The organism is Rhodoferax sp. U11-2br, assembly GCF_018619435.1.
GTDB lineage: Bacteria > Pseudomonadota > Gammaproteobacteria > Burkholderiales > Burkholderiaceae_C > Rhodoferax.
Window position 1 is genome coordinate 103,195 of record NZ_JAHFZF010000009.1, and the last position, 24,199, is coordinate 127,393.

Consider the following 24,199-nt stretch of genomic DNA (forward strand, 5'->3'; position numbering starts at 1 on the left):
AACAGAGACTAACGCAGCGGCGAGAGCGCTGCGCTGGCCAGCTCGGAAATACGCGCCAGGAAATCGGTGCCCATGGTGCTGGCAAAACGTTGTGCGTCGGGTGAGGCCAGCACCAGCAGACCAAACGCTGGCGCCACACCGCCGTGTGCGCCGTTGGCGTCCGGCAAACCACGCAGCGGCAAAATCGCCAGCGACACCGCCGCCTGCGGTTCGGGCAGCCAGTTGATCGCCTCCAGCCCGGTGTTGACGCCGCAAAACGGCTCAGTCAGCGAGGTGGCAAAGGACTTGGCATCGTCGCTGACGCCGGTGGCGAACTCGCAGGACGCGTACTGCGGCGCCACACCCCAGACCTTGATGCCGACCTGCGGCACCGAAAACTGGTCGGCCAGCTCGTCGGCAATCAGCTGCGGCAATGCCTGCACATCGGTGTTGAGGAACAGGGTGCGCGCCCAATACAGCAGCTTGTCGGACAACACCATGTTTTCGTTGACGTTGCGGATCATGTCCATGATGCGCTGCTCCAGCATCCGGATTTTTTCGCGCAACAAGGTGGCCTGGCGCTCCTGCAGGCTGACCGCACGCTGGCTGTGCGGGCTGGTGAGCTGCACGGCGGCCAGCAACTCAGCATGGCGTTCAAAAAAATCAGGGGTGTTGGCCAGGTAGTTGGCGATGTCGTCTTCGGTGATCGGGCTGCCAATGGCGCTGGGGAGATGAGAGGTGGGTGACATGTTTGCCTTCAGTTCGGGAGTTCAATTTCGCCATCAAAAACCACGGTGGCCGGGCCAGTGAGCAGCACCGGCTCACTGCCGCCCTGCCAACTGATGGTGAGGGTGCCACCGTGAGTGGCCACATCGACCGTGGCGTCGAGCAAGCCCAGACGGATGCCAGCCACCGCCGCCGCACAGGCACCGGTGCCACAAGCCAAGGTTTCACCGGCGCCGCGTTCATACACGCGCAGGCGGATGTGGTTGCGATCCAGCACCTGCATAAAACCCACATTGACACCACGCGGGAAAGCGCCCTGCTGTTGCACCAGCGGCCCCAGGGTCAACACCGGGGCCGTGTCCACATCGTCCACCAGCATCACCGCATGGGGGTTGCCCATGGACACAAGCGCTACTTTAACAATAGTATTCTGCCCTTGATTATCAAGGGCTAGAGGCCATTTTTCCCAAGAACCGGAGGGGTCGGCCTGCAAACCAGTGGCGTCAAACGGCAGGTGGGCCAGCGCAAAGTCCGGAGCCTCCATGTCGACCGTGACCCGGCCATCGGGCTGGCGTTGTAACTGCAAGACGCGGTTCATGGTCTGCACCGTCACCACGTCTTTGGCGGTGAGGCCCTGACGGCGCACAAAAGCCATGAAACAGCGCGCGCCGTTGCCGCAGTGCTCGACCTGGCCACCGTCGGCGTTGTGGATGACGTAGGAGAAATCCATGTCGGGGCTGGTGGCCGGGCGCACCGTGAGGATCTGGTCGGCGCCCACACCAAAGTGGCGGTCGGCCAGAAAGCGGTATTGCGCGGGGGTGAGGCCGTAGTGGGTGCGGGTTTCGTCCAGCACCACAAAGTCGTTGCCAGCACCTTGCATTTTGGTAAAGGGGATTCGCATGGTCGGCATTATCTATGGGAGCGCCGGGACCGCATCTAGGATCGTGTGATGCTCTCGGGCGGTGTGTTCACGGTTGAACTCGTCGCCGCATCAGTTTTGACCCGGGACGTGGACCGCGCAGAGGCCGGGGGCTCATGACGCTTCGCTTTTTAAAATCGCCCCCGACCTCCGCCCGATCCGCGACCCTGGCGCCTCAGGTCTTGGACATCCAATTCGCCCGCCTTCCGCATGGTCCGTCTGCACATCCACCAAAGCGTCATACCGAGTCGATATCATTTCCCCATGCCACGCCCCAGCCAACAACTTCACCCCCACCGCGAACCTGCGCCAGCGCGGCTGGCGGCCACGGTTTTGCTGCTGCGTGATGGTGCTGACGGATTGGAGGTGCTGATGACGCGGCGCTCGGACAGCGCCAGTTTTGCACCGGGCGCTTATGTGTTTCCGGGCGGCGGTGTCGACGCGGCCGACGCCTTGCACCATAACCTGTCCACCAGACGCCCAGGGCAACAGAACGAACCCCTCACCGAAGCCATTGCCGCCATCCGCGAGAGTCTGGAAGAGCTAGGTGTGTTGCTGGCGCGCCACCCGGATGGGCGCTGGGCCGACCAGCAGGACAATGACACCCTGGACCGCCAGCGCAACTTTTTTGCCCAGGTGGCGGCACGTGGTCTGAGCCTGGCGGCCGACCAGGTGTTTGTGCTGGCGCGCTGGACCACCGACCGCCAGCTACCCCAGCGTTACGAGGTGCCGTTTCTGGTGGCGCGTATGCCCGAGGGCCAAGTGCCGGTAGCCGATGAAGCTGAGCAGTTCGAGCCGGTCTGGCTACGCCCTGCGGACGCGCTGGCGCGCCATGCGGCGGGCAATTTTTTCATGATCTTCCCGACGATTCGCACGCTGGAGCGGCTGCGGAACTTCCCCGACGTGGCGTCGGTGTTGTTGGCCTGCGCCGAGACCGAGGCACCGCTGTGGGTCAGCTGCCCCCGCACTGGACTGGTGGGTGGGCGCGAAGTCCGTTACATGGAGTTTGAGAGCGCCTTTGGTGAACTGGCCCTGATCTGCCCTGATGGCCAGGTGCTGCATCCACTCGATTGGCAGAGTGAACGTGTGGTGCCGTTGCTCAAAAACGTGCAGCGCCTGACCGCACCCAACCCCGGCGCCATGACCGGCCCGGGCACCAACAGCTACCTGGTGGGTGACCCAAGCACCGGCTACATCGTGATCGACCCCGGCCCGGCCGACCCGCAGCACCTGGAGCAACTCTGGCGCGCAGCGGGTGGCGACATCCGGGCCATCGTCTGCACCCATTCCCACCCCGACCACGCCCCGGGCGCCTGGCCATTGCAGGCTTTGTGCCAACCCAAACCACCGGTTCTGGGCCTGCCCAGTGCGCCCACGGCGCGTGCCGCCAGCCACTTCGTCCCTGATAGGTCACTACAACATCATGAGCTACTGACCCTTTATCCAAAAGGGCTGGAAGGTGATTTGGCTTATAACGCTGGCCACACGCTGCAGGTGATCCACACGCCCGGCCATGCCGCCAACCACCTGTGCCTGGTGCTGCTGCAGGACGGCCTGCTGTTCTCGGGCGACCACATCCTCAACGGCAGCACCACGGTGGTCGACCCGCCCGATGGCGACATGAACGACTACCTGGACTCGCTGGATCTGCTCAGCCGCAGCTGCACCGAGCTGGGCGTGCGCTACATCCTGCCCGCCCATGGCTATGTGATCGGTGGCTCCGAGGACGAGGCACAAACGGCCATCGCCCGTCTGAAAGCCCACCGCCAACAGCGCGAAGCCAAGGTGTTGGCGGCAATGCAAAGCCTGCCCGATGGCACCCCCGACGACTGGCTGGCGCTGGCCTATGCCGATGTCCCCGAACGCATGTGGCCGGTCGCCAAACGCTCGCTGCTGGCGCACCTGGCGCGTATCACCGCCCACGTGCGCTGAAAAACGCCCGCCAGCCGCAGGGGCACGCGGTTAACATGCCCGGCATATGACCTTGTCCCGACCACCACGCAACGCCGCCCCCAAACGTCCCACGCTCAGAGTTCCAGCGCGCGCGCCAGCGCCTGCCCCACTTTCCCACAGCGCCCCCCCCAACTTGGTGGCTCGCGCCCCGGCTCCTGCACCCAAACCGGCTCCTGCCAAAGCGCCCCGCCCTGTTTCCGCCAAAACCCCGAGCCAAGCACGCACGCGCCAAACCTCGCCCGCTGGCGCCCCCATCAAGCCACGCCTGCACAAAAACACACCACCACCTGCCCCGGAAGCAGCGGGTGTACGCCTGTCCAAACTGGTAGCAGCGCAGGTGAACTGCTCACGCCGCGAGGCCGAACAGATCATTGAAGGCGGCTGGGTGCAGGTCAATGGCAAGGTGGTGGAGGAACCGATGGCGCGGGTGCTGGACCAGACCGTGGTGGTCGACCCGCAGGCCAACCCGATGGCTTTGAGCGAGGTCACGCTGCTGTTGCACAAACCCCCAGGTTTTGAGGCCATGGCGCCCTTGGGTGCCGCCAACAAACGGCTCAAGCCCGCACACACCCTCTTACAAGCAGCCACGCACTGGGAGCAGGACGAGTCGAACGAGCGGGTGCTCAAACGCCATCTGGCCAAACTCACCGCGGGTGTGCCGCTGGAGCTGGCCGCCAGCGGTCTGATCGTGTTCACCCAGGATTGGCGCGTGTTGCGCAAACTGACCGAAGACGCGGCGCAGATCGAACACGAGTTGGCGGTGGAGGTGCAAGGTGAGGTGTCCCCCGAGCAGTTGCAGCGCATGAACGTGCCGTCCACCAATGCGGCCAGCACGCTGCCGCCGGTCAAGGTCAGTGTCAACAGCACCGGTGAGACCTCGACCCGGCTGCGTTTTGCGGTCAAGGGTGCCCACCCCGGGCTGGCGGCCTACCTGTGTGAACGCGCCGGGCTTCAGATCCTGAGTGTCAAGCGCCTGCGTATTGGCCGCGTTACGCTGGCCCATTTGCCCGAAGGGCAATGGCGCTACCTGCTGCCACACGAGCGGTTTTAAGCGCTCAGGCCAGCAACGCTCGGCCTTCGACCTCATCGCTCAGCTGCAGATAACGGGTGGGCTCGGGCAGGTTGTAATGCCACCACTCATGTGGGTGGTGCGCCCAGCCCGCTGCGGTCATCACATCGAGCAACAGGCGCCGGTTGTACTGCGCTTGTTCTGATATGTCGATGCGGCCATGGCGTGACTGCTCGGTCATCTCGTCAAACTCGGTGCCCATGTCCAGCGGCTCACCATCGGCCAGGCACAACGTCAGGTCCACCGCCACACCACGCGTGTGCATCGATCCGATGCGCGGGTCGGCCACAAACATCGGGTTGGGCAACACCGCCCACAGCCGCCACTGCGCGGCCGAGGGCCGGTACGCATCAAGCACACACAAGCGCAGACCCTGCGCCTGCGCCAAGTCGGCGGCGGCCACCAAGGCGGCCAAGGCGTCTTTGTGCAAAAAGGCGACGGCGTGCTGGTAAATCGGGATGCCGGTGAGGTTGTTGGCCGTGGCGTAACGTAAATCGATGTCGATAGCGGGGTGGGAGATTTCTTGCAAAGGCATGGGTGTGCATTATCCCGGCAGCATTTGCGGGGACTTACAGATTGAAAAGTTGCCCCCGGGCGGCGTCGGTGATCGCCTGCACACAAGGGTGGCTGATGCGCCGCTCCACCGACACCGCATAAAACTCCTCCACCAGCTCATCGGTGCGGCCAATCACCGACACCCCGAACTGGGCGCAGGTCTCCTCTTCCAACACACGCGGCGCCATGAACACACCCTGGCCTTCCCGACCAAAGGCTTTCATCAGCGCGGCGTCGTCAATCTCGCCCACCACCACAGGTGCCACCTGGTGCCGGGCAAACCAGCCCTCCAGCTGGCGGCGTACCGAAGACGACGCCCCAGGCACCAGCATCGGCAAACCATCCAGGCACGCCGGAAACGGGCCATTCACCCGTGATTTCAGTCCCGGCGCGCAAAAGAAACTCATCACACTGCGGCCCAGCGCGTGGTTGAAGGCCTTGACACTGACACGCCGTGGCATCGGCTCGTCGGCAATCACCAAGTCGAGCCGATGCAGCGCCAGTGCGGCCAGCAAATCGTCAAAAGTGCCCTCACTGGCCAGCAGCTTGACCGGTTGCGCCATCGACAAGGCCGGCTCCAGCAGGCGGTAGGCCAGTGACTTGGACACCGAATCGGCCACCCCGACCCGGAAGTCCAGCCGCTTCTGCACACCACGCGTCTGGCGCAGGGCGGTCTCCAGGTCTTGCCCCAGGCTGAAGATCTGGTCGGCATACCCCAGCGCCAGGCGACCGTGCTCGGTCAGCTCCAGCTGGCGGCCACTCTTGCGAAACAGCTTGCGCCCGAGCCAGTCCTCCAGCAACTTGATCTGCCCCGACAGGGTTTGTGGTGTGATGTGCAACTGCTCCCCCGCGCGCATGATGCCGCCTGCTCGCGCTGTGACCCAGAAGTAATACAGGTGCTTGAAATTCATGTCACAGACCTCAGATGGGGTGATTGATTATTCGCTTTTATCGAAGTTTAATTGTCATAAATTCGAATTTACGCGAAGTGAGTTGAACTTTATAGTTGTTCACGTGTCATCTTCACAGACACTGACAGGAGTAATACATATGCGCTTAAGTACCAAAGGTCGTTTTGCCGTCACCGCCATGATTGATGTCGCCTTGCGCGAAAAACAAGGACCGGTGCCGTTGTCTGACATTTCCGTGCGGCAGCAAATTTCCCTGTCGTACCTGGAGCAAATGTTCAGCAAACTGCGCCAGCAGGGTCTGGTGCGCAGCACACGTGGGCCAGGCGGGGGTTACACCCTGGGTCACCGCACCGATGCGATCACGGTGGCCGACATCATCTGCGCGGTGGAAGACGCCGTGCCAGAGGTCAAGCCAGCCGAGGCGGCTGATACCAAAGACATGGCTCAGGACCTTTGGGACTCGATGAACGCCAAGGTGTTCGAGTTCATGCAGTCGGTCACCTTGCGCAGCCTGGTGCTGGAACAACTGGCCAAGGGTGTCAAGATCGAACAAAAACCCGCCGCCAACCGAGGGGTGTTCAAGAAACCGGTGCATGCACCGCTGCGCACCAGCGCACCGAACTCGGTGTTTGCCCTTGGCCAAAGCCTGCTGGCACGCAGCTGATTAGCCTCTAGCCCAGGTAGTGCCTGGGCTGAGCGCTATGAAAAAGTGTGAAGCCCACCGATAAGCCGGATTCTGTGCACCCGGGTTGCCCCGGGTGTGACTGCCATTAATCTGGGCTGTTGGTCACCCAACAGCTCGGTGCTACCTACCCGCCAACTCCGGGGGCCCCGTCAACGTTGGCCTACTTGGTATTGCTGCGCGTAGAGATTGCCCGTTTCACCCGAACTTAATCGGCTCGTCTCTGTTGCTCTGATCCTCACCTTATACCCCTGGCTTGCGCCAAAGGCTTTCAGTGGACAGCCGTTAGCTGCTACGCTGCCCTATGCAGTCCGGACGTTCCTCCAGTGCTCTGTTTCCAGAATTGCACCAGCGGCAGTCTGGCGGGCTTCACACGGGGGATTATCGCGGTAATCGGCGCGGCCTTTCCCAGTGGTTCATCAGATAGACCGCACCCAATGTGCTGGCATAAGCTTATATGCATTCGGACAGAACAACTGGTTCAAAATACTTCACCCACGCACACGCGTGACCCATTCGAGGAGCCCTGATGAAAGTCGACAACGTCCTGCAGACCATTGGTAACACGCCACACATCCGCATCAACCGCCTGTTTGGCAACACACACAAGGTGTACGTCAAATCCGAGCGCAGCAACCCGGGCGGCTCGATCAAGGACCGCATTGCGCTGGCGATGGTCGAGGCCGCCGAAAAGTCAGGGGAACTGAAACCCGGCGCCACCATCATTGAGCCCACCTCGGGCAACACCGGTGTCGGGCTGGCGCTGGTGGCTGCAGTCAAGGGCTACAAACTGATCCTTGTGATGCCCGACAGCATGAGCGTCGAGCGCCGCCGCCTGATGCTGGCTTATGGTGCCAGCTTCGATTTGACCCCGCGTGAAAAAGGCATGAAAGGCGCGATTGCCCGCGCCCAGGAACTCGCTGCCAGCACACCCGGCGCGTGGATCCCGCAGCAGTTTGACAACCCGGCCAACCCGGCCGTACACGCCCACACCACTGCGCAGGAGATCTTGGCCGACTTCCCCGAGGGTGTGGATGTGCTGATCACCGGTGTCGGCACCGGTGGCCACCTCAGTGGTGTGGCCGAGGTGCTCAAGGCCAAGTGGCCGCAGCTCAAGGTCTACGCAGTGGAGCCATCGGCCTCCCCCGTGATCTCGGGCGGCGCACCGTCACCGCACCCGATCCAGGGCATTGGTGCCGGCTTTGTGCCCAAAAACCTCAACACCAGTCTGCTCGACGGTGTGATCCAGGTCGATGCCGAACCCGCGCGTGAATACGCCCGCCGCAGCGCGACTGAAGAAGGCCTGTTGGTCGGCATCTCCAGCGGCGCCACCCTGGCCGCCATCGCCCAGAAACTGCCCGAGATTGCCCCCGGTGCCACGGTGCTGGGCTTCAACTACGACACCGGTGAGCGTTATCTGTCGGTGGAAGGTTTCCTGCCGACATAAACGTTCCCGCCAGTAGGGCTGCCCGCTTGTCGGGCGAAAAACGCTCTATGGCGTAGCGCAACATGGTGCGCGGCATGGCCCGCTGGTGCAGGCTCAGAAAGTCTTCCAAGACCGCTGCGTCACGCTTGCCAACTTCGCGCAGCATCCAGCCGCAGGCCTTGTGCATCAAATCCTGCGGGTCAGCCAGCAGCAACTCGGTCAGACGCAAGGTGTCGGCAAAGTCCTTGGCCCGGATGAAGGTCAACGTGGCCAGCACCGCGATCCGGCGCTCCCAGAGCGTGGGCGAGCGCACCCATTCATACAACACCGACCGATCCCGCGTCAGCAAGTGCCTGCCCACGATCTTGGGCGCCGAGTTGTCCACCAGATTCCAGTTGTTGATCCGCTGGCGATGGGACACGTAAAACTGGTGCACCTTGTCCTGGGTGGCTTGGTCCGCTTTGGGGTACTGCCCCACCAGAATCAGCAAGGCCAACAGCCGCTCTTCGTTATAGGGTGAGGCCAGCAAGACGTCACAGTCAGCCAATGGCAGCAGACGAAACTGCTTGGCAAGCTCGCGCACGGCGGGGACCACGACACCCAGAAAGTGATCACCCTCGCCGTACTGGCCTGGTCCGGTTTTGAAAAATCCGGCCAAGAATTTCGCTTTCTCAGGGTCGGCCCATGCCCGCAAGGCCGCTTGGGCACGCAGGCAGTCTGCGCTACCGACACATTCAGCACCGAGCGACAGGTTGGAATCGGCCGTCTTGTTCATTTTTTCGTCGCAGAGTTTGCAGAAATTCTAGATCGCAGGCTTGCGCGCTGAGCCCCCGCCAGGCCCAATCTGACAGTGCAGCGTGCCGCGCCATTTATCATCACCCCCCTGCTTGATAACCACGAGCCCGCCATGATCAGACTCTCCGAACTCAAACTCCCCCTGTCCGCCCTGCCGGTGGTGACCCGCCGCGCCGCCGATGCTCCGGCTGAAACCGACGCCGACCGTGCGCCCATCATCCACCCGTTTGAGACCCTGACGCGAATGAGCGCGCAGGCGCTGGGTGTGGACGTGATAGCCATCACCCACTTACACGTCTTCAAACGCAGTTTTGACGCGCGCAAGGCCGAGCTGCTGGCGGTGTTCATCGTCGACGTCACGCTGAGCGACCCAGCGCTGGAAGCCCGGCTGCTGGCCCAGTTCCAGGGCAACTCACACATCCAGCCCACACCCGACATGGCTTACAAGCTGGTGGCCACCGCGCCCGCCAATTTGCCGCTGCGCCCGGTGGTGGTGGGTTTTGGCCCGTGTGGCATGTTTGCCGCGTTGGTGCTGGCGCAGATGGGGTTCAAACCCATCGTGCTGGAGCGCGGCCGCAAGGTGCGTGAACGCACCAAAGACACCTGGGGCCTGTGGCGCAAACACGTGCTCAACCCCGAGAGCAATGTGCAGTTTGGTGAAGGCGGCGCTGGCACCTTTTCAGACGGCAAGTTGTGGAGCCAGATCAAGGACCCGCGCCACCTGGGCCGCCAGGTGATGACCGAGTTTGTCAACTTTGGCGCGCCGCCCGAGATTCTGGTGGAGGCGCACCCGCACATCGGCACCTTCAAGCTGGTCAAGGTGGTGGAGAACCTGCGTGAACACATCATCGCGCTCGGTGGCGAGATCCGTTTTGAGCAACGTGTGATGGATGTGGAAGTCGACACGGCCAACGGCCAACGCCAGCTGCGTGGCCTGACGGTGCTGGACCAGGCCAGCGGCCAGACCTATGACTTGCGCGCGGATCAGGTCATCCTGGCGCTGGGCCACAGCGCACGCGACACCTTTGCCATGCTGCATGGGCGCGGCGTAGCCACCCAGGCCAAACCGTTTTCGGTGGGTTTTCGCATTGAACACCCGCAAAGCCTGATCGACCGCGCGCTGTGGGGCCGCCACGCGGGCAACCCGGTGCTGGGCGCTGCGGCCTACAAGCTGGTGCACCACGCGCAGAATGGCCGTGCGGTCTACAGCTTTTGCATGTGCCCGGGCGGCACCGTGGTGGCCGCCACCAGCGAGCCGGGCCGCGTGGTGACCAACGGCATGAGCCAGTATTCACGCGCCGAGCGCAACGCCAACGCCGGGCTGGTGGTGGGCATCGAACCCGTCGATTACCCGCAGGACAGCGCCGCGTTTATTGCAGCTTTTGGGCATGTAACCGGTGCGCAATATGCGCAGGAAGCTCTGGAATTGAGAGCAAATGATCCCCAAGCCGTGCACCCGCTGGCAGGCATCAACCTGCAGCGCCAGCTCGAAGCCAACGCCTATGTGCTGGGCGGCAGTACCTACGAGGCGCCCGGCCAACTGGTGGGTGACTTCATCCGGGGCGAAGCATCGAGCCGGTTTGGCAGTGTGTTGCCCTCGTACAAACCGGGCGTCAAGCTGGGTGATTTGCATGGCGCCCTGCCCGACTACGCGATCACCGCGCTGCGTGAGGCGCTGCCGGTGTTTGGCAAAAAGATCAAAGGCTTTGACCTGCCCGACGCAGTGTTGACCGGGGTCGAAACCCGCACCTCGTCGCCCTTGCGCATGCCGCGTGGTGAGGACTTTCAGAGCTTCAACACGGCGGGTCTGTACCCGGGTGGTGAAGGGGCTGGTTATGCGGGTGGCATCCTGTCGGCGGCGGTGGATGGCATCAAACTGGCTGAGGCTTTGGCGCGGCGGGTGGTCGGGTAGTTTCTAGCCAAATTGGCCTCTAGCCTTTGTACATCAAGGGCTAGTAGCTATCGTTTTATTGATTGGCTGGTTCGCGTAGCGTCAGGTGAGCGGCGGGGTAACCGTTCTCCGGCCCCCTCGCGGGAAACGGCTTGAGTGAACCTTTTGCCTGGGTGTCGCGTTTGGTTGTGGTACGCCACCTGTCTCACCGCGCGAATGGGTTCTGCGCCCGGTTACCCCACCACTCGCCTTCAACGGTTTGGGATGCGTGGGCAAGCAGGGCAGGTCAGGCTGAGTAACAAGTTAGGCAAAACACCGGCTGTTGAACGCTTGGACGCGAGTGTTGCGTAGGCTCAAATGTCCATAGAAATCAGCAATGCTCGTACGAGGCATTACGGCTTCTCCGTTAGCAGCTTGACGATTAGGCCAACAATTGTGAGAGTTAAGCCATAGACTGCAAATCTAATTTTTTGAAGTTCTCTCGTTTGCAAAAGCCTGGCGTCCTGAAGTTTCTCTGCGGCTGAAAGCAGCATTCCCGGCTGGTAGGGAATGTAATAACATTTGTTGCGACGATTTAGTTTGCGCACTTGTTCAAGCTTGGACGATTCTGGAAATCCAACACCTTCATCCCATACGCCACGATGGCAGCAAATCGACTCGCTATCACGCTGCCAAGATAAATCGCCTGTAGCTGCTCGCTTTCGAAACTCACGACTGATTTCTAAAGAGTAGTGGTTTCCGTTTTCTTGGTGGTGAACGCGAGTGAAGTAATGGCAAGTGGCACAAGTCTTCTTAAACACGGCTGCCTTTTACTGTGTGGTCAAACGTTGGACATGAGAGGCGGCGAGCAGGGACGCTTGGGAGCAGCATTTGGACCGCAAATTTCGGCTGCAATCACCGTATTCAAACTGCCAACCAAACCCGCCTCCTCGGTTGCTCAACCGTCCCGCTGGCTGGATCAGGTGCGGGAGGTACTGGGGTTCAAGCACTATAGCTGGCACGTCACAGGGGGCAGGCATGTCGAGGCGAGGTTTTTCCTGCGGTGGCATGGGCGCAACGGTCGAATGCGGCGATGCGAAACACCTGCGCGTTTGACATGTCACATCTGCATTCAGTCCATTGATAGAAAAAGCGTCATCAGCCCTTATAGATCATGGGTCAAAAGCTATCAATCCATACCAATCCATCCATACCTGCGTCATGGCGCGTTGGCTTCGGGTCAGGCCGCTTCCCCGGCTTCTAGCTGGAGCAACAACTCGTTTGCCTCCACAAACTGCTCTTCGCTAAAGACCCTGATACCAGCACTTTCCAGCAAGGCGACCAACACACCCTGCTCGGTCACGCGGACGCCGGAGAACGTGCCGTCGTAGATGTAACCCGAGCCGCAGGAGGGGCTGCCTTCCTTGAGCACGGCCACGCGGATGTCTTGGCTTTGGGCTTGTACCAGCACGTGCTGGGCGCCGGAGATGAACGCCTCCGACACGTCCTGGCCCTGTCGGTCAAACACGCTGGCTTGCCCCAACAAGACCTTGGCGCCGCCCGCGCCCGAGCTGATTTCAGCGGGTGGGCGTGGCACGGGCAGGCCGCCCGACACCTCGGGGCACACCGGGACCACTCGGCCCTGCGCTAACCAGCGTGCCAACACCTCGCTGTCGCAGCGTTTGTGGATGGCGTTGTAACGGACCGGGCTGCCAAGCAGGCAGGCGCTGACCAGCACAAGCGGCATCGGTGCCGGCCAGACGCTGGGGTGCGGGGCGGCGCTGCTCATCGCTGCATCAGTGCAAACACGCCCCAGCCCAGGTAGTCACGTGTGTAGGTGGCGTAACGCGTGGGCTCCAAGTTCAGCTGGGCGCGCACCTCTGGCGCGAAGTCGTCGCTGGGGTTCGCCTCCAGCCAGCGGCGCATGGTGAGCCATTTGGCGGCCTCGTAGCGGTCCCAGCCGTCCTGGTCGGCCAGCACCATTTCAACCACGTCGTAACCCAGCTGGCCAAAAGATGCCACCAGTGCAGGCAGTGTGAAGAAGTCGCTGATGGCGTGGGCCAGACAGCCTTTGGCCACCTCTTCTGTCGGTGGCAACTGGCGCCAGAACGGCTCACCAATCAGGATGATCCCGCCGGGGCGCAGGCTCTGCGCCAGAAGCGCGATGCTGCCCGCAACGCCGCCAGCGATCCAGGTGGCGCCCACACAGGCGGCCACATCCACCTTCTGCTCAGAGACAAAACCAGCAGCATCACCGTGGATGAACTTGACCTGGTGGGCCACGCCGAGTTCTTCTGCACAGTCTTGGGCTTGTTCGGTGAACAGCTGGCTCATGTCGACGCCGGTGCCGATGACGCCGTGGTCGCGCGCCCAGGTGCACAACATCTCACCCGAGCCGCTGCCCAGGTCGAGCAGACTGGCCCCAGGCGCTAGGCGCAATGCCGCGCCCAGGGTGGCGAGTTTGTCGGGGGTGATCGGGTTGTGGATGCGGTGCGCGCTCTCGGTGATGGTGAATATCCGTGGGATGTCCATGATGGAAAAATTCCTGAGGGGTGTGCGTCGATGAAGTCACGGTCTGTTTCAGGTTGCCGAACCCCCTGGCGGGGTGGGCAGCAGATGTGCCCCGTCGTCCCGCTGACTGGAGCAGGTGCGGGGGCTAGGGGGCCGCAATCACTATAGCGCGCGCCTCACAGAGGCACGGCAGGAATGGGGAGAGGAATTTTGTTCGGTGGCGCGGGCGCAACATCCCGGGGTGGGACAGCCGGCACCGATTTCATATAAAAAGCGCCTGCAGCCCTTATGAATCAAGGGTCAGGCGCTATCAATCGTGACATGCTGGTTAAGCTGAGCCAGAGGCACGGCTCCCAACGAAGCCGAACCCCAGCCCCGGCAGCATTTACTTGCCGCCGCGGATCTTCTTGAGCTCAGCCTGGGTTTCGTTCCACAGGTCCATGCCAATGTCGGCGCCAATCGTGGCGTACACCTTGGTCAGCTTGTCGCGCATGCGGCCGGCTTCAGTGGGAGACAGTTCGTTGATCTGCATACCCTTGGCTTTGAGGTCACCCATGGCCTTGGCGGCTTCGTCGCGGGTGTCCTTGCGCTCGAAGTCTCGGCTCACTTTGGCGGCATCCATCAGCACCTTTTGCTCGTCTTTGGAGAGCTGGTCCCACCACTTCTTGCTGGCGGTGACGATCCAGGGGCTGTAGACGTGGTTGGTCACCGTCATGTACTTCTGCACTTCGTAGAACTTGCTCGACAAAATGGTGTTGAACGGGTTTTCTTGACCGTCCACCGTGTTGGTTTCCAGCGCGCTGAACAGTTCAGAGAATGCCAGCGGGATGGCGTTGGCACCCAGGGTCTGGAAGCTGTTCAGGAACACATTGTTCTGCATCACACGCAGCTTGATGCCTTGCATGTCTTCCATCTTGGTGATGGCGCGTTTGCTGTTGGTCAGGTTACGGAAGCCGTTTTCCCAGTAGACCAGGCCCACCATGCCTTTGTCCTGCAGCTTGTTACGCACCTTGTCGCCAATCGGGCCGTCGAGCAAGGTGTCGGCTTCTTTCACGTTGGCAATCAGGAACGGGGTGTCCCACAACGCCATTTCCTTGCTGATGCCAACCAATGTGGCGGTGGAGCCGACCATCATTTCCTGCGCGCCACCAATCAGCGCCTGCTGCATCTGGTTGTCCGGGCCGAGGGCGGCAGCGCCAATGGCGCGCACCTTCATCTTGCCGCCCGAGAGTCTGGCCACCTCGTCGACAAACACCTTGGCGGCACGGCCCTGGTTGCTTTGTTCGTTGAGGCCGTAACCAAAGCGGATCATGCGCGGCTTGATGTCTTGCGCCAGCGCGGCAAACGAGGCGCCGAGCACTGCCACACTGGCGGCGGCGATGAGGGTTCTGCGAAGCAATGTCATGAGAATCTCCTGTTGTTGAAATAAAACGCGTGGAAAAATTTGAAAAGAGGCGTCAGCGCATCCAGGCCACCGGCGCAATCACGATCTGCGGGAACAGCACAAACAGAAACAGAATCACGGTATAGGTGATCAGGAACGGGTTCACCCCCTTGATCACCTGGTGCAGCGGCATGCGCCCGACACCCGCCACCACATTGAGCACCGTTCCCACCGGCGGTGTGATCAGGCCAATGGCGCCATTGAGCACAAACATCAGACCGAAATACACCGGGTCAATGCCCGCCTTGACGGCAATCGGCAACATCACCGGGGCGAAGATCAGGATGGTGGGCGTCAGGTCGAGCGCGGTGCCAATCACCACCAGCACAAGCATCATCACCAACATCAGCAAGCGCGGGCTCTCGACCAGCGGCCCCAGCCAGCCGGTCAGCACGCTGGGCAAGTCTGCCAGTGTGATCATGTAACTGGCCACCTGCGCACCGGCACACAGAAACATCACGATTGCGGTGGTTTTGGCGGCCCGCACCAGCACACCATGCACCTGCGCCAGTTTCATCTCGCGGTGCACAAACAGCGACACCACCAGCGCATAAAACGCCGCCACCACCGCGGCCTCGGTCGGGGTGAAGACGCCGGTTTTCATGCCCCCAATGATGATGAGCGGCATCAACAGTGCCCAAAAGGCTTTGAACGTGGCCTTGATCCGCTGCGCCATCGGCAGCGCTGTGCCTTGGGGCAGATCCAGATCACGCAACACCCACTTCCAGGCCAGGATCAAACCCACCCCCATGATCAAGCCCGGCACGATGCCCGAGAGGAACAGCGACGAGATCGAGGTGTTGGTGGTCACGCCGTAGATGATGAACGGCATGCTGGGCGGAATGATCGGCGCGATGATGCCGCCAGAGGCAATCAGCCCGGCCGAGGTGGCCAGCGGGTAACCCTGCTGGCGCATCATCGGTAACAGAATCGTCGCCAGTGCAGCGGTGTCGGCCAACGCCGAGCCGCTCATGCTGGCCATCAGCACCGCGGCACCAATCGCAACAAACCCGAGGCCACCGCGAATGTGGCCGACCCAGGCCTGCGCCATCGCAATGATGCGCTGGCTGATGCCACCCGCGTTCATCAATTCACCGGCCAGGATAAAAAACGGCACCGCCAACAGCGGAAAGCTGTCCACCCCACCCACCAGGTTTTGCGCCAGCAACTGGGTGTCCCAGAAATCCAGCACCCAGGCCATGCCAGCGCCGGTGAGCACCAGGGCCATCGCCATATTCATGCCGATGCCCATCAGGGCCAGCATGCCAAACACAAACACCAGAAACGCCTGACCTTCGCTGCTCATGGTCTTACTCCACGTCCGCACCGTGACCGAGGTCCAGCGGCTTTGATTTGATCAACTCAACCAGCACCATCACACCGATGGCCGTGGCACACAAAAACGCCGGCAAAGGCAGCAAGGCCGTGGGATAACGCAACACCACCGAGGTGCTGTCCAGCCCCACCACCACCTGCTGCCAAGCGCCCCAACCAATCAGCACACAAGCCAGCAACACCAGCAAACGGATCAGCACCGTGACAACCGCCATCACCCGTGGCCGCGTGCGCAAGCCCGCCACCAGACTGGTGAACGCCATGTGTTCACCGGCCGGGTAAGCCGCAGTGGCGCCAATGAACACCATCCAGACAAACAGCAGCCGTGACAGCTCTTCGCTGGCCGCCACACCGCTGCCAAAACCGTAGCGCAGCACCACGTTGACAAACACCGACACAGCCATCACGGCCAGGCAGATCGCCATCAGGTTGTTGCACAGACGCCGAAACAGGCTTTCCGGCGGGGTGTCAGAGGTCTCGTGGCTCATGTCAACTCCTTGTGGGCCATCCAAGCCGCGACTTCTGCCTGCAGCTGGGACAGTGGTTTGACCGCGTCCAGCGTCAACACGCCGGGTTCACCCGTGGGGTCTTCCAAGGTGGCAAATTGGCTGTCGACCAGCGTGGTTGAGAAAAAATGGTCATCGCGCGAACCCACCCGCGCCTGAGCATCTTCGCGGCTGATCTGCAAAAAGGCAAAACGTAAGCCCGGTGAGGCCTGGCGCAGCCGGTCGCGGTAGGCTTGTTTGAGCGCCGAACAGGTCAGCACAATGCCACCGGGCTGCTGACGCAGCTGCTCGCCCAAGCGGTCCAGCCAGCCCGCACGGTCAGCGTCGGTCAGAGCCACGCCCTGGCTCATCTTCTGACGGCTCTCCAGGCTGTGAAAGTCATCCCCCTCCACCAGCGGCAACTGCAGCACCTGCGCCACACCACTGCCCAGGCTGGACTTGCCACACCCGGCCACACCCATAATCACAATTGAAATGTTCATCATCGTTGTTTGGATAGCGCTATCCCAAGAATTCAAATAAAAAGGTGGCGTCACTGCCCGCTTGCCTCACCGTGCCTCTTGACAACAAGGGGCGGGGGGGCCATCTGGCTTGACTCCGACCTTCGGATAGCGCTATCCTAGTCCCACGCACTTTGTTTGCACCCTAGTACTTACCCTATGTCCTCCACAAGAAAAACCAGCCCCCGATCTCGCGCCACCGGTCGTATCACGCTGGCCGATGTGGCGCAACTGGCGCAGGTCAGCCCGATCACGGTGTCACGCGCGCTGCGCGGAGAGCGTGCGGTGGACGCGCTGCTGGTAGCACGGGTGCAGGCGGCGGTCAAGGAGCTGGGCTATGTGCCCGACCCGGCCGCGCGCGCCCTGGCCTCCCGCCACAGCGCCCAGGTGGTGGTGCTGGTGCCGCTGCTGAGCAACGCCTTGTTTGTCGATGTGCTGGAGGCGGTACAGCGCAGTCTGCGCCCGGCTGGTTACCAGATGCTGATGGGGGTGACGCATTACGACGCCAACGAAGAGGAACACCTGCTGCGCGAGCTGCTTCAGCACCGCCCGGCAGGCCTGCTGGTCACCGGGTTTGAGCGCAACGAAGCCACCCGCCAGATGATGGCAACCAGTGGGGTGCCCTGTGTGCACCTGATGGAGGTGTCTAACACTGAAGGCGTTTACAGCGTGGGGTTTTCACAAACCGATGCGGGCGCCGAGATGACCCGGCACCTGCTGGCGCGCGGCAAACGCCGCATCGCTTTTGCGGGCGCCCAGCTCGACCCGCGCACGCGCCAGCGGCTGGCGGGCTGGCGCACCGAGCTGCAGCAGGCCCAGCTGTATGACCCGCAACTGGAGTGGCTCAACCCCGCGCCCTCTTCCATGGCCCTGGGTGGGGAGATGTTGACCCAGATCCTACAGGCGCAGCCCGAGGTGGATGCCATCTTTTTCTGCAACGACGACTTGGCCCAGGGCGCCCTGCTGGCGGCCCTGCGCCTGGGTCTGGCTGTGCCAGAACGGTTGGCGATGGCCGGGTTCAACGACCTGACCGGCAGCGATCAGATGTTGCCAGCGCTCACCACCGTGCACACGCCACGCAGCGAAATCGGCACAGCGGCGGCCAATATGCTGGTGGCACTGATCAACCGCGAACCGGTGGCCGCGCCTGGTGTCGATCTGGGTTACCGGCTGGTGGTGCGCGCCAGCACTTGACCGGTGGATATATAGAAAATCGGCCTATAGCCCTTATAGATCAAGGGCCAGCAGCTATCAAAGACGTAACACTCAGGCCGAGCGTTTGAACAGCGCCAACAGCGACCCGGCCAGCACAAACAGGCTGCCAAAGGTGCGGTTCATGGCGCGGATGTGGGCCGGTTTCTTGAGCGCGCCCAGCACCCGTGAGGCCAGCGCGGTGTAACCCGCCATCACCACCATGTCGGTGAAGGCCAGGGTGGCGCCAATGATGAGGTACTGCGGCAGCAAGAGCTCAGCGGTGCTGATGAACTGAGGCACCACCGCCAGCAGAAACACCGTACCCTTGGGGTTGACCACATTGATCATCCAGGCCTTGAGGATCAACTTGCGCTGGCTTACCACCTCGTCGCTGTCGGACGCCGCCACCATGGGCCGTGCCGGTGCCCGCCACTGCTGGATACCCAGCCACACCAGGTAAGCCACACCGAGCCACTTGACCACCACAAACGCGGTGTGTGAGGTGGCCATCAGCGCACCCAGCCCCACGCCCACAATCAGCAGTTGCGTCCAGATGCCCAGCACCAGGCCAAATATCGTGACGTAGCCATATTTGAAGCCGTGGTTGAGCCCCGCGCTCATGGACGCAATGGCGCCCGGGCCGGGGGAGATGCTGATGGCCCAGGAGGCCGCGAAGAAGGTAAGCCAGGTTGAGAGTTCCATGGGGCAAGTCTAGCGGTTATGGCTTAGTTGGGTTTGGCTTGGGTTCGTCTTGGCATGGTTTGGACGGTCTCTGGTGCGCGCTCTGATGACACTGGGGCGAATGGCTCCGCGGCTGTCCTCTGCCCTGCGGGCTCCCCCTTGATGCCGCTGCGCCATCCACCCCAATGTCATCAGGAACCAGTGGCGTCGGAAACCCTGCTTGACCCAATCGCCGGATCGCAGCCACCCTAGGCCGTCACAAGTCATCAGTCCAGGAAGTCAAACGGTGAGTTCCCATGCAAGGCCACCACGCTGATTGACTCAGGACGGCGTGGCATTCTGCGCAGCGGCATAAAGGAGGAGCCCGCAGGGCGGGGGACAGCCGCGGAGCTGAGTGCCGCGTCGTCCTGAGTCTTGTGACCAGCGCACAAAAAAGCCCCAACCAGGCAGTGCCTGATTGGGGCGCCAAAATCAAAACTCAACGTGTGAAAAATCAGCTCTGCGCGTTTTGCAACGCGGCAATACGCTCTTCCAGCGGCGGGTGGGTCGAGAACAGCTGCCCGATGCCACCGGCAATACCAAAAGCCGCCACACTCTTGGGCAACTCACCCGGCTGCAAACTGCCAAGGCGCGCCAGCGCGTTGATCATCGGTTGTTTGCGGCCCAGCAACTGGGCAGAACCCGCGTCGGCACGGAACTCGCGGTGACGGCTGAACCAAGCCACTACGATGGCAGCAGCAAAACCCAGCACGATGTCGAGCACGATGGTGGTCACGTAATAACCAATGCCGGGGCCGGTGTTTTCCTGGTCACCCTTGCGCAGGAAGCTGTCCACCAGCGAACCCACCACCCGGCTCAGGAACACCACAAAGGTGTTCATCACGCCCTGGATCAGGGTCATGGTGACCATGTCGCCGTTGGCCACGTGGGCAATTTCATGGCCGATCACGGCCTCGATTTCGTCGTGTGTCATGCCCTGCAGCAAGCCTGTGCTGACCGCCACCAGGGCCGAATTCTTGAACGCACCGGTGGCAAAAGCGTTGGGTGCACCCTCAAAAATACCGACCTCGGGCATGCCGATACCGGCTTTCTCAGACAGCTTGCGCACGGTGTCCACAATCCAGGCCTCGTCGGCATTGGACGGCTGGTTGATCACCCGCACGCCCGAAGTCCACTTGGCCATGGGTTTGCTGATCAGCAACGAAATGATCGCACCGCCAAAACCCATCACCAGCGCAAAACCCAGCAAAGCACCCAGGTTCAGGCCGTTGCTGGTCAGGAAGCGGTTGACGCCCAGCAGGCTGGCCACAATGCCCAGCACCGCCACCACAAGGACGTTGGTGAGAACAAACAAAAGAATGCGTTTCATGGTTTCCTCTTGATAAAACAGTGTGCTTTGCGGCGGATCTGCCGCGTGATGGCGCAAATGGTAAGGGTGAAGTGAACGGATTCAAGCCAGTCGATGGCCAAATCCACATGCGGTTTAGCTATTTGTTGACCACGCCCGCTGCGCTGCGCGGCGCCCGGAACACCGAGGCATCCTCATAAAAACCAGGCACCTCATTGCCCGGCCACCAGCCCGGCACACCCAGCACCGGCAGATGGGCAAAAGGTTTCTCAGCCAGCCTGTCTGCGCTCAGATCGGTTGCCAGCCAGGCGTCCAGAGTTGCTATGTCGTCCGTAGCAGGACACACCCGGTAGACATGGGCTGTCGTCGGTTTTCTTGGGACGACCAGTTTTTCCATCAGGGCGTGACCAAACAGCCACAGGCCGGACTGGCGCCACAGCGGGCGCAGTGTGCCAAACACCTCAGACCAGTCTTTGACCACCAGCGCGTCCCACAAGGCATCGGGCGCACGCAGCAGCGCCACGTTTTCGTCAAACAGCGTGAGGGCATCCCGCGCGGGGCCACGCACCGGTGCGATGCCCAGGCGCTCGATCTGCGCCGCCTGCAACTGGTTCAGGCGGGTTTTGGTACGGGGCAGGTGCAGCCACATCAATCCGTTGAAAAAGTCGTGCAAGCCCTCGCGGGTCGGGCATTGTCCGCTCTCAAAAATATACTGCTCGTAGGCTTTGCCAGCGGGCAGGCTGGCCTGTGGCACAAACCCCACTGGGGGCCTATCTGGCGCTGGCCAGAGCTGTTGTGCGGCGGTGTTGAGCGCCTCGGGCTGGGCCACACCGGCGCACACCTGCTGCGCGATGGCCTCACCCCGTTGCCGCCAGGGGGCCAGCCAGGGTGCGGCCCAGTCGATGTCGGCGATCAAGCCGCTGACGGTGCCGGGATGTACTGCACCGTTCTGGGTTTTTCGGGTGGGGCCAGCACAAACTGCTGGGGAAACTTTTTGAGCAGTTTGGTGGCCGTCATGTTCTTGCCACGCAAGCGGGCGTCCAGCAGCGCCTTGGCCACCGCCGCCAGCGGCTGAGCCTGCCCGGTTTGCAAGGCAGGTACGGCCGCCAGAATGGCTGCCAGGTCCAGCAAGGGCATGGCATGGGCCGCGCCTTCAGCAGGTTGGGGCGCTGGTTTCTCGGGTGCAGGTGGTGGCACGGGCACCGGGCTGGTGGCTGGCTGCTCCTGCTGCGCTTTGGTGCGTGTGCTGGTTTTGGCCGCCACTTTTTTGGCGGGGGTTTTGGCCGCCGCCGGTTTGGGGCTGGCCGCCGGGCTGCTGGTTTTGGCGGCTGTTTTGCGCGCGGTCTTGCGGGCAGGCGCAGAAGGTGCGGTGCCCTGCTCCGGCCCAACCAGGATCACCCGGTCATAGGCGGGCAAAGCCTCACGCCCCATCTTGCTGCGCTCAGAGACACAGACCACACGGATGCCGCGCTCACGCAGGCGCACCACCAGCGGCGTGAAGTCGGCATCCCCCGAGCCGATCACGATCAGGCCGGGCGTGGGGCTCTGGCAGGCCAGCTCCATCGCGTCCACGGCCAAGGCCATGTCGGTGGTGTTTTTGGTCAAGGCCAAATTGACAAACGGGCGTACCGCCCAGGCACACAAGGTGTCAGCCAACGACTTCAGGTTTTCCGCGCTGCCGTAGGCGCGGCGCACCGGCAAGGGGCCTTCTGTTTCCTGCAGCACACGAAAGGCCTCGTCCACCCAGGCGCCCGAGTTGAGGTTGTCGGCGTCGATCAGGAACACATTCATGGCAACTCCTTGTGCTGGGGAAATTCTGGCGCGTGCGCTGTGGCTCAGGCCACCAGCCGCCAGGCCAGCGCCTCACCACTGGCCAAGGGTTTGAGTTCGGCCTGGCCAAAGGCAAAACTCGTCGGCGGTGTCCAGCTTTCGCGTTGCAGCGTAATGCTGCCGCTGTTACGCGGCAGGCCGTAGAAGTCGGCGCCAAAAAAGCTGGCAAAGCCTTCAAGTTTGTCGAGCGCCCCCACCGAATCAAATGCCTGCGCATACAGCTCCATCGCCGCGTGGGCGGTGTAACAACCGGCGCAGCCGCTGGCGTGTTCTTTGAGGTGCACCGCGTGCGGCGCGCTGTCGGTACCCAGGAAAAATTTCGGGTTGCCGCTGGTCGCCGCGGCCAACAGGGCTTGGCGATGGGTTTCACGCTTCAGCACCGGCAGGCAGTAGTAGTGTGGCCGGATGCCGCCGGTGAAGATGGCATTGCGGTTGTAGAGCAGGTGGTGTGCGGTGAGGGTGGAGCCCAGGAAGTGGTCGCTCTCTTGCACATACTGCGCGGCTTCACGCGTGGTGATGTGCTCAAAAACGATCTTCAGTTCGGGGAAATCGCGGCGCAGCGGGATCAGTTGCTGGTCGATGAACACCGCCTCGCGGTCAAACAGGTCGATCTCGGACGAGGTGACTTCGCCATGCACTAGCAGCAGCAGGCCAGCGCGTTGCATGGCCTCCAAGGTTTTGTAGATCTTCTTGAGGTCGGTCACACCGGCATCGCTGTTGGTGGTGGCACCGGCTGGGTAGAGTTTGGCGGCGACCACACCAGCGTCTTTGGCACGCTGGATCTCGTCGGCGGGCAGCTTGTCGGTGAGGTAGAGCGTCATCAACGGCTCAAAGGCCACACCCGGCGGCACGGCGGCCTGGATACGCGCTTTGTAGGCCAACGCGGCTTCAGTGGTGGTCACTGGTGGGCGCAGGTTGGGCATGATGATGGCACGGCCAAACTGGGCGGCCGTGTGGGGCACCACGGTGGCCAGCGCGTCACCATCACGCACATGCAGGTGCCAGTCGTCGGGGCGGGTCAGGGTGAGGGTCTGGATGGGTGAGGATGTCATGGTGGGTATTGTCATCAAAGCTTGGGGGAGTCTGGCGGTGTCACACGCTGCAGCGCCAGTCGGATGCGGGCCAGGGTGTCGTTGACCGGGGCGTGGGTCGACACCTCCAGTCCGAGGCTGCGGGCAATGGCGTTGATGCGGGCCGCGTTGAGCGGGATGCCACCGGCATCAATCGCCGCGATCAGCGCCTGGGCCCGCTGCACATCGGTCAGGACCGGTGGGCTGCCCAGGCACGCGGCCTTGATCCGGCCCCAGAGCTTGGGCGCAGGCATTTACACCCCGACCAGGGCGCGATAAGCCTCGCGCGTGGACGATGCGACCGAGCGCAGCACCTGCGGGTACGGGCTTTTGTGCTGCGACAACAGGCGGGCGGATGCCACCATGCGCGAACGGCAAAACCAGTGGCAGGTGTGTTGCATCAGGAACAGCTCGGCTATCAAGGTGAAGGCCTTGTCTTTCTGGCTCAGGCCAGGCTGCGGGCTGGCCGCCTGGGTGATGGCGTGGGCGTGCAGGCTCAGCGCCTTGCGGGCGTCAAAGGTGTAGCCCGGCAGCCATTTGGTGATGTAAGGCAGAGCAAACGGCAGCTTGCTGATGCGCGCCTGGGGTTCGGGCACTTTGGAGAAGGACAGCACAAAAGCGTTGAACTGATTGCACAGCTCGGTCTCGGCGGGCTCGAGCATGCTCCAGATAGCGGCTCGGCGCTGTGCATCGGGTTCACCCAGGGCGCGCAAATAGCCCTGCAGCAGGCTCTCCATCAGCTTCTCGATCTGGAATTTGGCCAGGTAGGCGCCAAGCAGGGCAATACGCACCTGCTGGTCACGCTGGGTGAACGAATTCAGGCCAAAACCAATGATGAAGACCGAAATAAAAATATCCATAAAAAAGTACGCTGCCCCTCGTTCTGTATGCGCTT

At 62.2% G+C, this 24,199-nt stretch carries 25 protein-coding genes and 1 other RNA gene; 6 read left to right on the forward strand and 20 right to left on the reverse strand.

Annotated features, from left to right (window positions below):
* Positions 1-8: 8 nt before the first annotated feature.
* A complete protein-coding gene (locus tag KKO72_RS08225) occupies positions 9-728 on the reverse strand; it encodes a DUF484 family protein (RefSeq protein WP_214937234.1) in 720 nt (239 codons plus the stop codon).
* An 8-nt stretch (positions 729-736) separates the two neighbouring features.
* Positions 737-1,606 (reverse strand): diaminopimelate epimerase, encoded by an 870-nt coding sequence (gene dapF, locus KKO72_RS08230; protein ID WP_214937236.1) that lies wholly within the window; start codon positions 1,604-1,606, stop codon positions 737-739.
* A gap of 282 nt (positions 1,607-1,888) precedes the next feature.
* On the opposite strand from dapF, the gene KKO72_RS08235 reads away from it, so the two are divergent.
* Entirely contained in the window at positions 1,889-3,556 is a 1,668-nt protein-coding gene (locus KKO72_RS08235) for an MBL fold metallo-hydrolase (RefSeq protein WP_214937238.1), read from the forward strand.
* A gap of 52 nt (positions 3,557-3,608) precedes the next feature.
* Positions 3,609-4,628 (forward strand): RNA pseudouridine synthase, encoded by a 1,020-nt coding sequence (locus KKO72_RS08240; protein ID WP_371736848.1) that lies wholly within the window; start codon positions 3,609-3,611, stop codon positions 4,626-4,628.
* Positions 4,629-4,632: 4 nt separating this feature from the next.
* On the opposite strand, the gene ddpX is transcribed toward KKO72_RS08240, so the two are convergent.
* Positions 4,633-5,181: a D-alanyl-D-alanine dipeptidase gene (gene ddpX / locus KKO72_RS08245; protein ID WP_214937239.1), complete on the reverse strand. Its 549-nt coding sequence runs from the start codon at positions 5,179-5,181 to the stop codon at positions 4,633-4,635.
* 34 nt (positions 5,182-5,215) lie between these two features.
* Positions 5,216-6,112 (reverse strand): transcriptional activator NhaR, encoded by an 897-nt coding sequence (gene nhaR / locus KKO72_RS08250; RefSeq protein WP_214937241.1) that lies wholly within the window; start codon positions 6,110-6,112, stop codon positions 5,216-5,218.
* A gap of 139 nt (positions 6,113-6,251) precedes the next feature.
* Here nhaR and KKO72_RS08255 point away from each other — a divergent pair, with 139 nt between their 5' ends.
* Entirely contained in the window at positions 6,252-6,776 is a 525-nt protein-coding gene (locus KKO72_RS08255) for an Rrf2 family transcriptional regulator (RefSeq protein ID WP_214937243.1), read from the forward strand.
* Between the two features lie 45 nt (positions 6,777-6,821).
* Here the strand turns inward: KKO72_RS08255 and rnpB are convergent.
* An RNA gene (gene rnpB, locus KKO72_RS08260) (RNase P RNA component class A) lies at positions 6,822-7,165 on the reverse strand.
* Positions 7,166-7,323: 158 nt separating this feature from the next.
* Between rnpB and cysK the strand changes: the two genes are divergently transcribed.
* Positions 7,324-8,241 carry a cysteine synthase A gene (gene cysK, locus KKO72_RS08265; RefSeq protein WP_214937244.1) on the forward strand — a complete coding sequence of 306 codons (918 nt, stop codon included), beginning with the start codon at positions 7,324-7,326 and terminating at the stop codon, positions 8,239-8,241.
* Here the strand turns inward: cysK and KKO72_RS08270 are convergent.
* Entirely contained in the window at positions 8,186-8,995 is an 810-nt protein-coding gene (locus KKO72_RS08270) for a DNA alkylation repair protein (RefSeq protein ID WP_214937246.1), read from the reverse strand. The two genes, cysK and KKO72_RS08270, sit on opposite strands and share 56 nt — an antisense overlap.
* Positions 8,996-9,127: 132 nt before the next feature.
* Here KKO72_RS08270 and KKO72_RS08275 point away from each other — a divergent pair, with 132 nt between their 5' ends.
* Positions 9,128-10,927: an NAD(P)/FAD-dependent oxidoreductase gene (locus tag KKO72_RS08275; RefSeq protein WP_214937248.1), complete on the forward strand. Its 1,800-nt coding sequence runs from the start codon at positions 9,128-9,130 to the stop codon at positions 10,925-10,927.
* Between the two features lie 371 nt (positions 10,928-11,298).
* On the opposite strand, the gene KKO72_RS08280 is transcribed toward KKO72_RS08275, so the two are convergent.
* The 7 genes from KKO72_RS08280 to KKO72_RS08310 all read right to left on the reverse strand — a co-directional run bounded on the left by KKO72_RS08280 (position 11,299) and on the right by KKO72_RS08310 (position 17,163).
* Positions 11,299-11,706: a hypothetical protein gene (locus tag KKO72_RS08280; RefSeq protein ID WP_214937250.1), complete on the reverse strand. Its 408-nt coding sequence runs from the start codon at positions 11,704-11,706 to the stop codon at positions 11,299-11,301.
* Between the two features lie 419 nt (positions 11,707-12,125).
* Positions 12,126-12,632, reverse strand: a complete 507-nt coding sequence (locus KKO72_RS08285; protein WP_214937295.1) for a DUF523 domain-containing protein — start codon at positions 12,630-12,632, stop codon at positions 12,126-12,128.
* A gap of 38 nt (positions 12,633-12,670) precedes the next feature.
* Positions 12,671-13,417: a cyclopropane-fatty-acyl-phospholipid synthase family protein gene (locus KKO72_RS08290; RefSeq protein ID WP_214937252.1), complete on the reverse strand. Its 747-nt coding sequence runs from the start codon at positions 13,415-13,417 to the stop codon at positions 12,671-12,673.
* 364 nt (positions 13,418-13,781) lie between these two features.
* Positions 13,782-14,801, reverse strand: a complete 1,020-nt coding sequence (locus KKO72_RS08295; RefSeq protein WP_214937254.1) for a TRAP transporter substrate-binding protein — start codon at positions 14,799-14,801, stop codon at positions 13,782-13,784.
* A 52-nt stretch (positions 14,802-14,853) separates the two neighbouring features.
* Entirely contained in the window at positions 14,854-16,146 is a 1,293-nt protein-coding gene (locus KKO72_RS08300) for a TRAP transporter large permease (RefSeq protein ID WP_214937256.1), read from the reverse strand.
* A 4-nt stretch (positions 16,147-16,150) separates the two neighbouring features.
* The gene (locus KKO72_RS08305; protein WP_214937258.1) at positions 16,151-16,663 is read right to left on the reverse strand and encodes a TRAP transporter small permease; all 513 of its coding nucleotides are present in this window, start codon (positions 16,661-16,663) and stop codon (positions 16,151-16,153) included.
* Positions 16,660-17,163, reverse strand: coding sequence for a gluconokinase (locus KKO72_RS08310; RefSeq protein WP_214937260.1), 504 nt, complete (start codon positions 17,161-17,163; stop codon positions 16,660-16,662). Before KKO72_RS08310 ends, KKO72_RS08305 begins: the two co-directional genes overlap by 4 nt.
* A 177-nt stretch (positions 17,164-17,340) precedes the next feature.
* On the opposite strand from KKO72_RS08310, the gene KKO72_RS08315 reads away from it, so the two are divergent.
* Positions 17,341-18,375 carry a LacI family DNA-binding transcriptional regulator gene (locus tag KKO72_RS08315; protein WP_214937262.1) on the forward strand — a complete coding sequence of 345 codons (1,035 nt, stop codon included), beginning with the start codon at positions 17,341-17,343 and terminating at the stop codon, positions 18,373-18,375.
* Positions 18,376-18,447: 72 nt separating this feature from the next.
* On the opposite strand, the gene rhtB is transcribed toward KKO72_RS08315, so the two are convergent.
* The 7 genes from rhtB to KKO72_RS08350 all read right to left on the reverse strand — a co-directional run bounded on the left by rhtB (position 18,448) and on the right by KKO72_RS08350 (position 24,164).
* The gene (gene rhtB / locus KKO72_RS08320) at positions 18,448-19,077 is read right to left on the reverse strand and encodes a homoserine/homoserine lactone efflux protein (RefSeq protein WP_214937264.1); all 630 of its coding nucleotides are present in this window, start codon (positions 19,075-19,077) and stop codon (positions 18,448-18,450) included.
* A gap of 472 nt (positions 19,078-19,549) precedes the next feature.
* Complete coding sequence (gene htpX / locus KKO72_RS08325; RefSeq protein ID WP_214937266.1) at positions 19,550-20,425, reverse strand: protease HtpX; 876 nt, start codon at positions 20,423-20,425, stop codon at positions 19,550-19,552.
* Between the two features lie 118 nt (positions 20,426-20,543).
* Positions 20,544-21,317, reverse strand: a complete 774-nt coding sequence (locus KKO72_RS08330; protein WP_214937298.1) for a DUF3025 domain-containing protein — start codon at positions 21,315-21,317, stop codon at positions 20,544-20,546.
* Entirely contained in the window at positions 21,317-22,195 is an 879-nt protein-coding gene (locus tag KKO72_RS08335; RefSeq protein WP_214937267.1) for an NYN domain-containing protein, read from the reverse strand. The genes KKO72_RS08330 and KKO72_RS08335 overlap by 1 nt, the downstream gene beginning before the upstream one ends.
* 44 nt (positions 22,196-22,239) lie before the next feature.
* Entirely contained in the window at positions 22,240-23,286 is a 1,047-nt protein-coding gene (gene pyrC, locus KKO72_RS08340) for a dihydroorotase (protein WP_214937269.1), read from the reverse strand.
* Positions 23,287-23,300: 14 nt separating this feature from the next.
* Positions 23,301-23,558: a hypothetical protein gene (locus tag KKO72_RS08345; protein WP_251140534.1), complete on the reverse strand. Its 258-nt coding sequence runs from the start codon at positions 23,556-23,558 to the stop codon at positions 23,301-23,303.
* A complete protein-coding gene (locus tag KKO72_RS08350) occupies positions 23,559-24,164 on the reverse strand; it encodes a hypothetical protein (RefSeq protein WP_214937271.1) in 606 nt (201 codons plus the stop codon).
* Positions 24,165-24,199 lie beyond the last annotated feature (35 nt).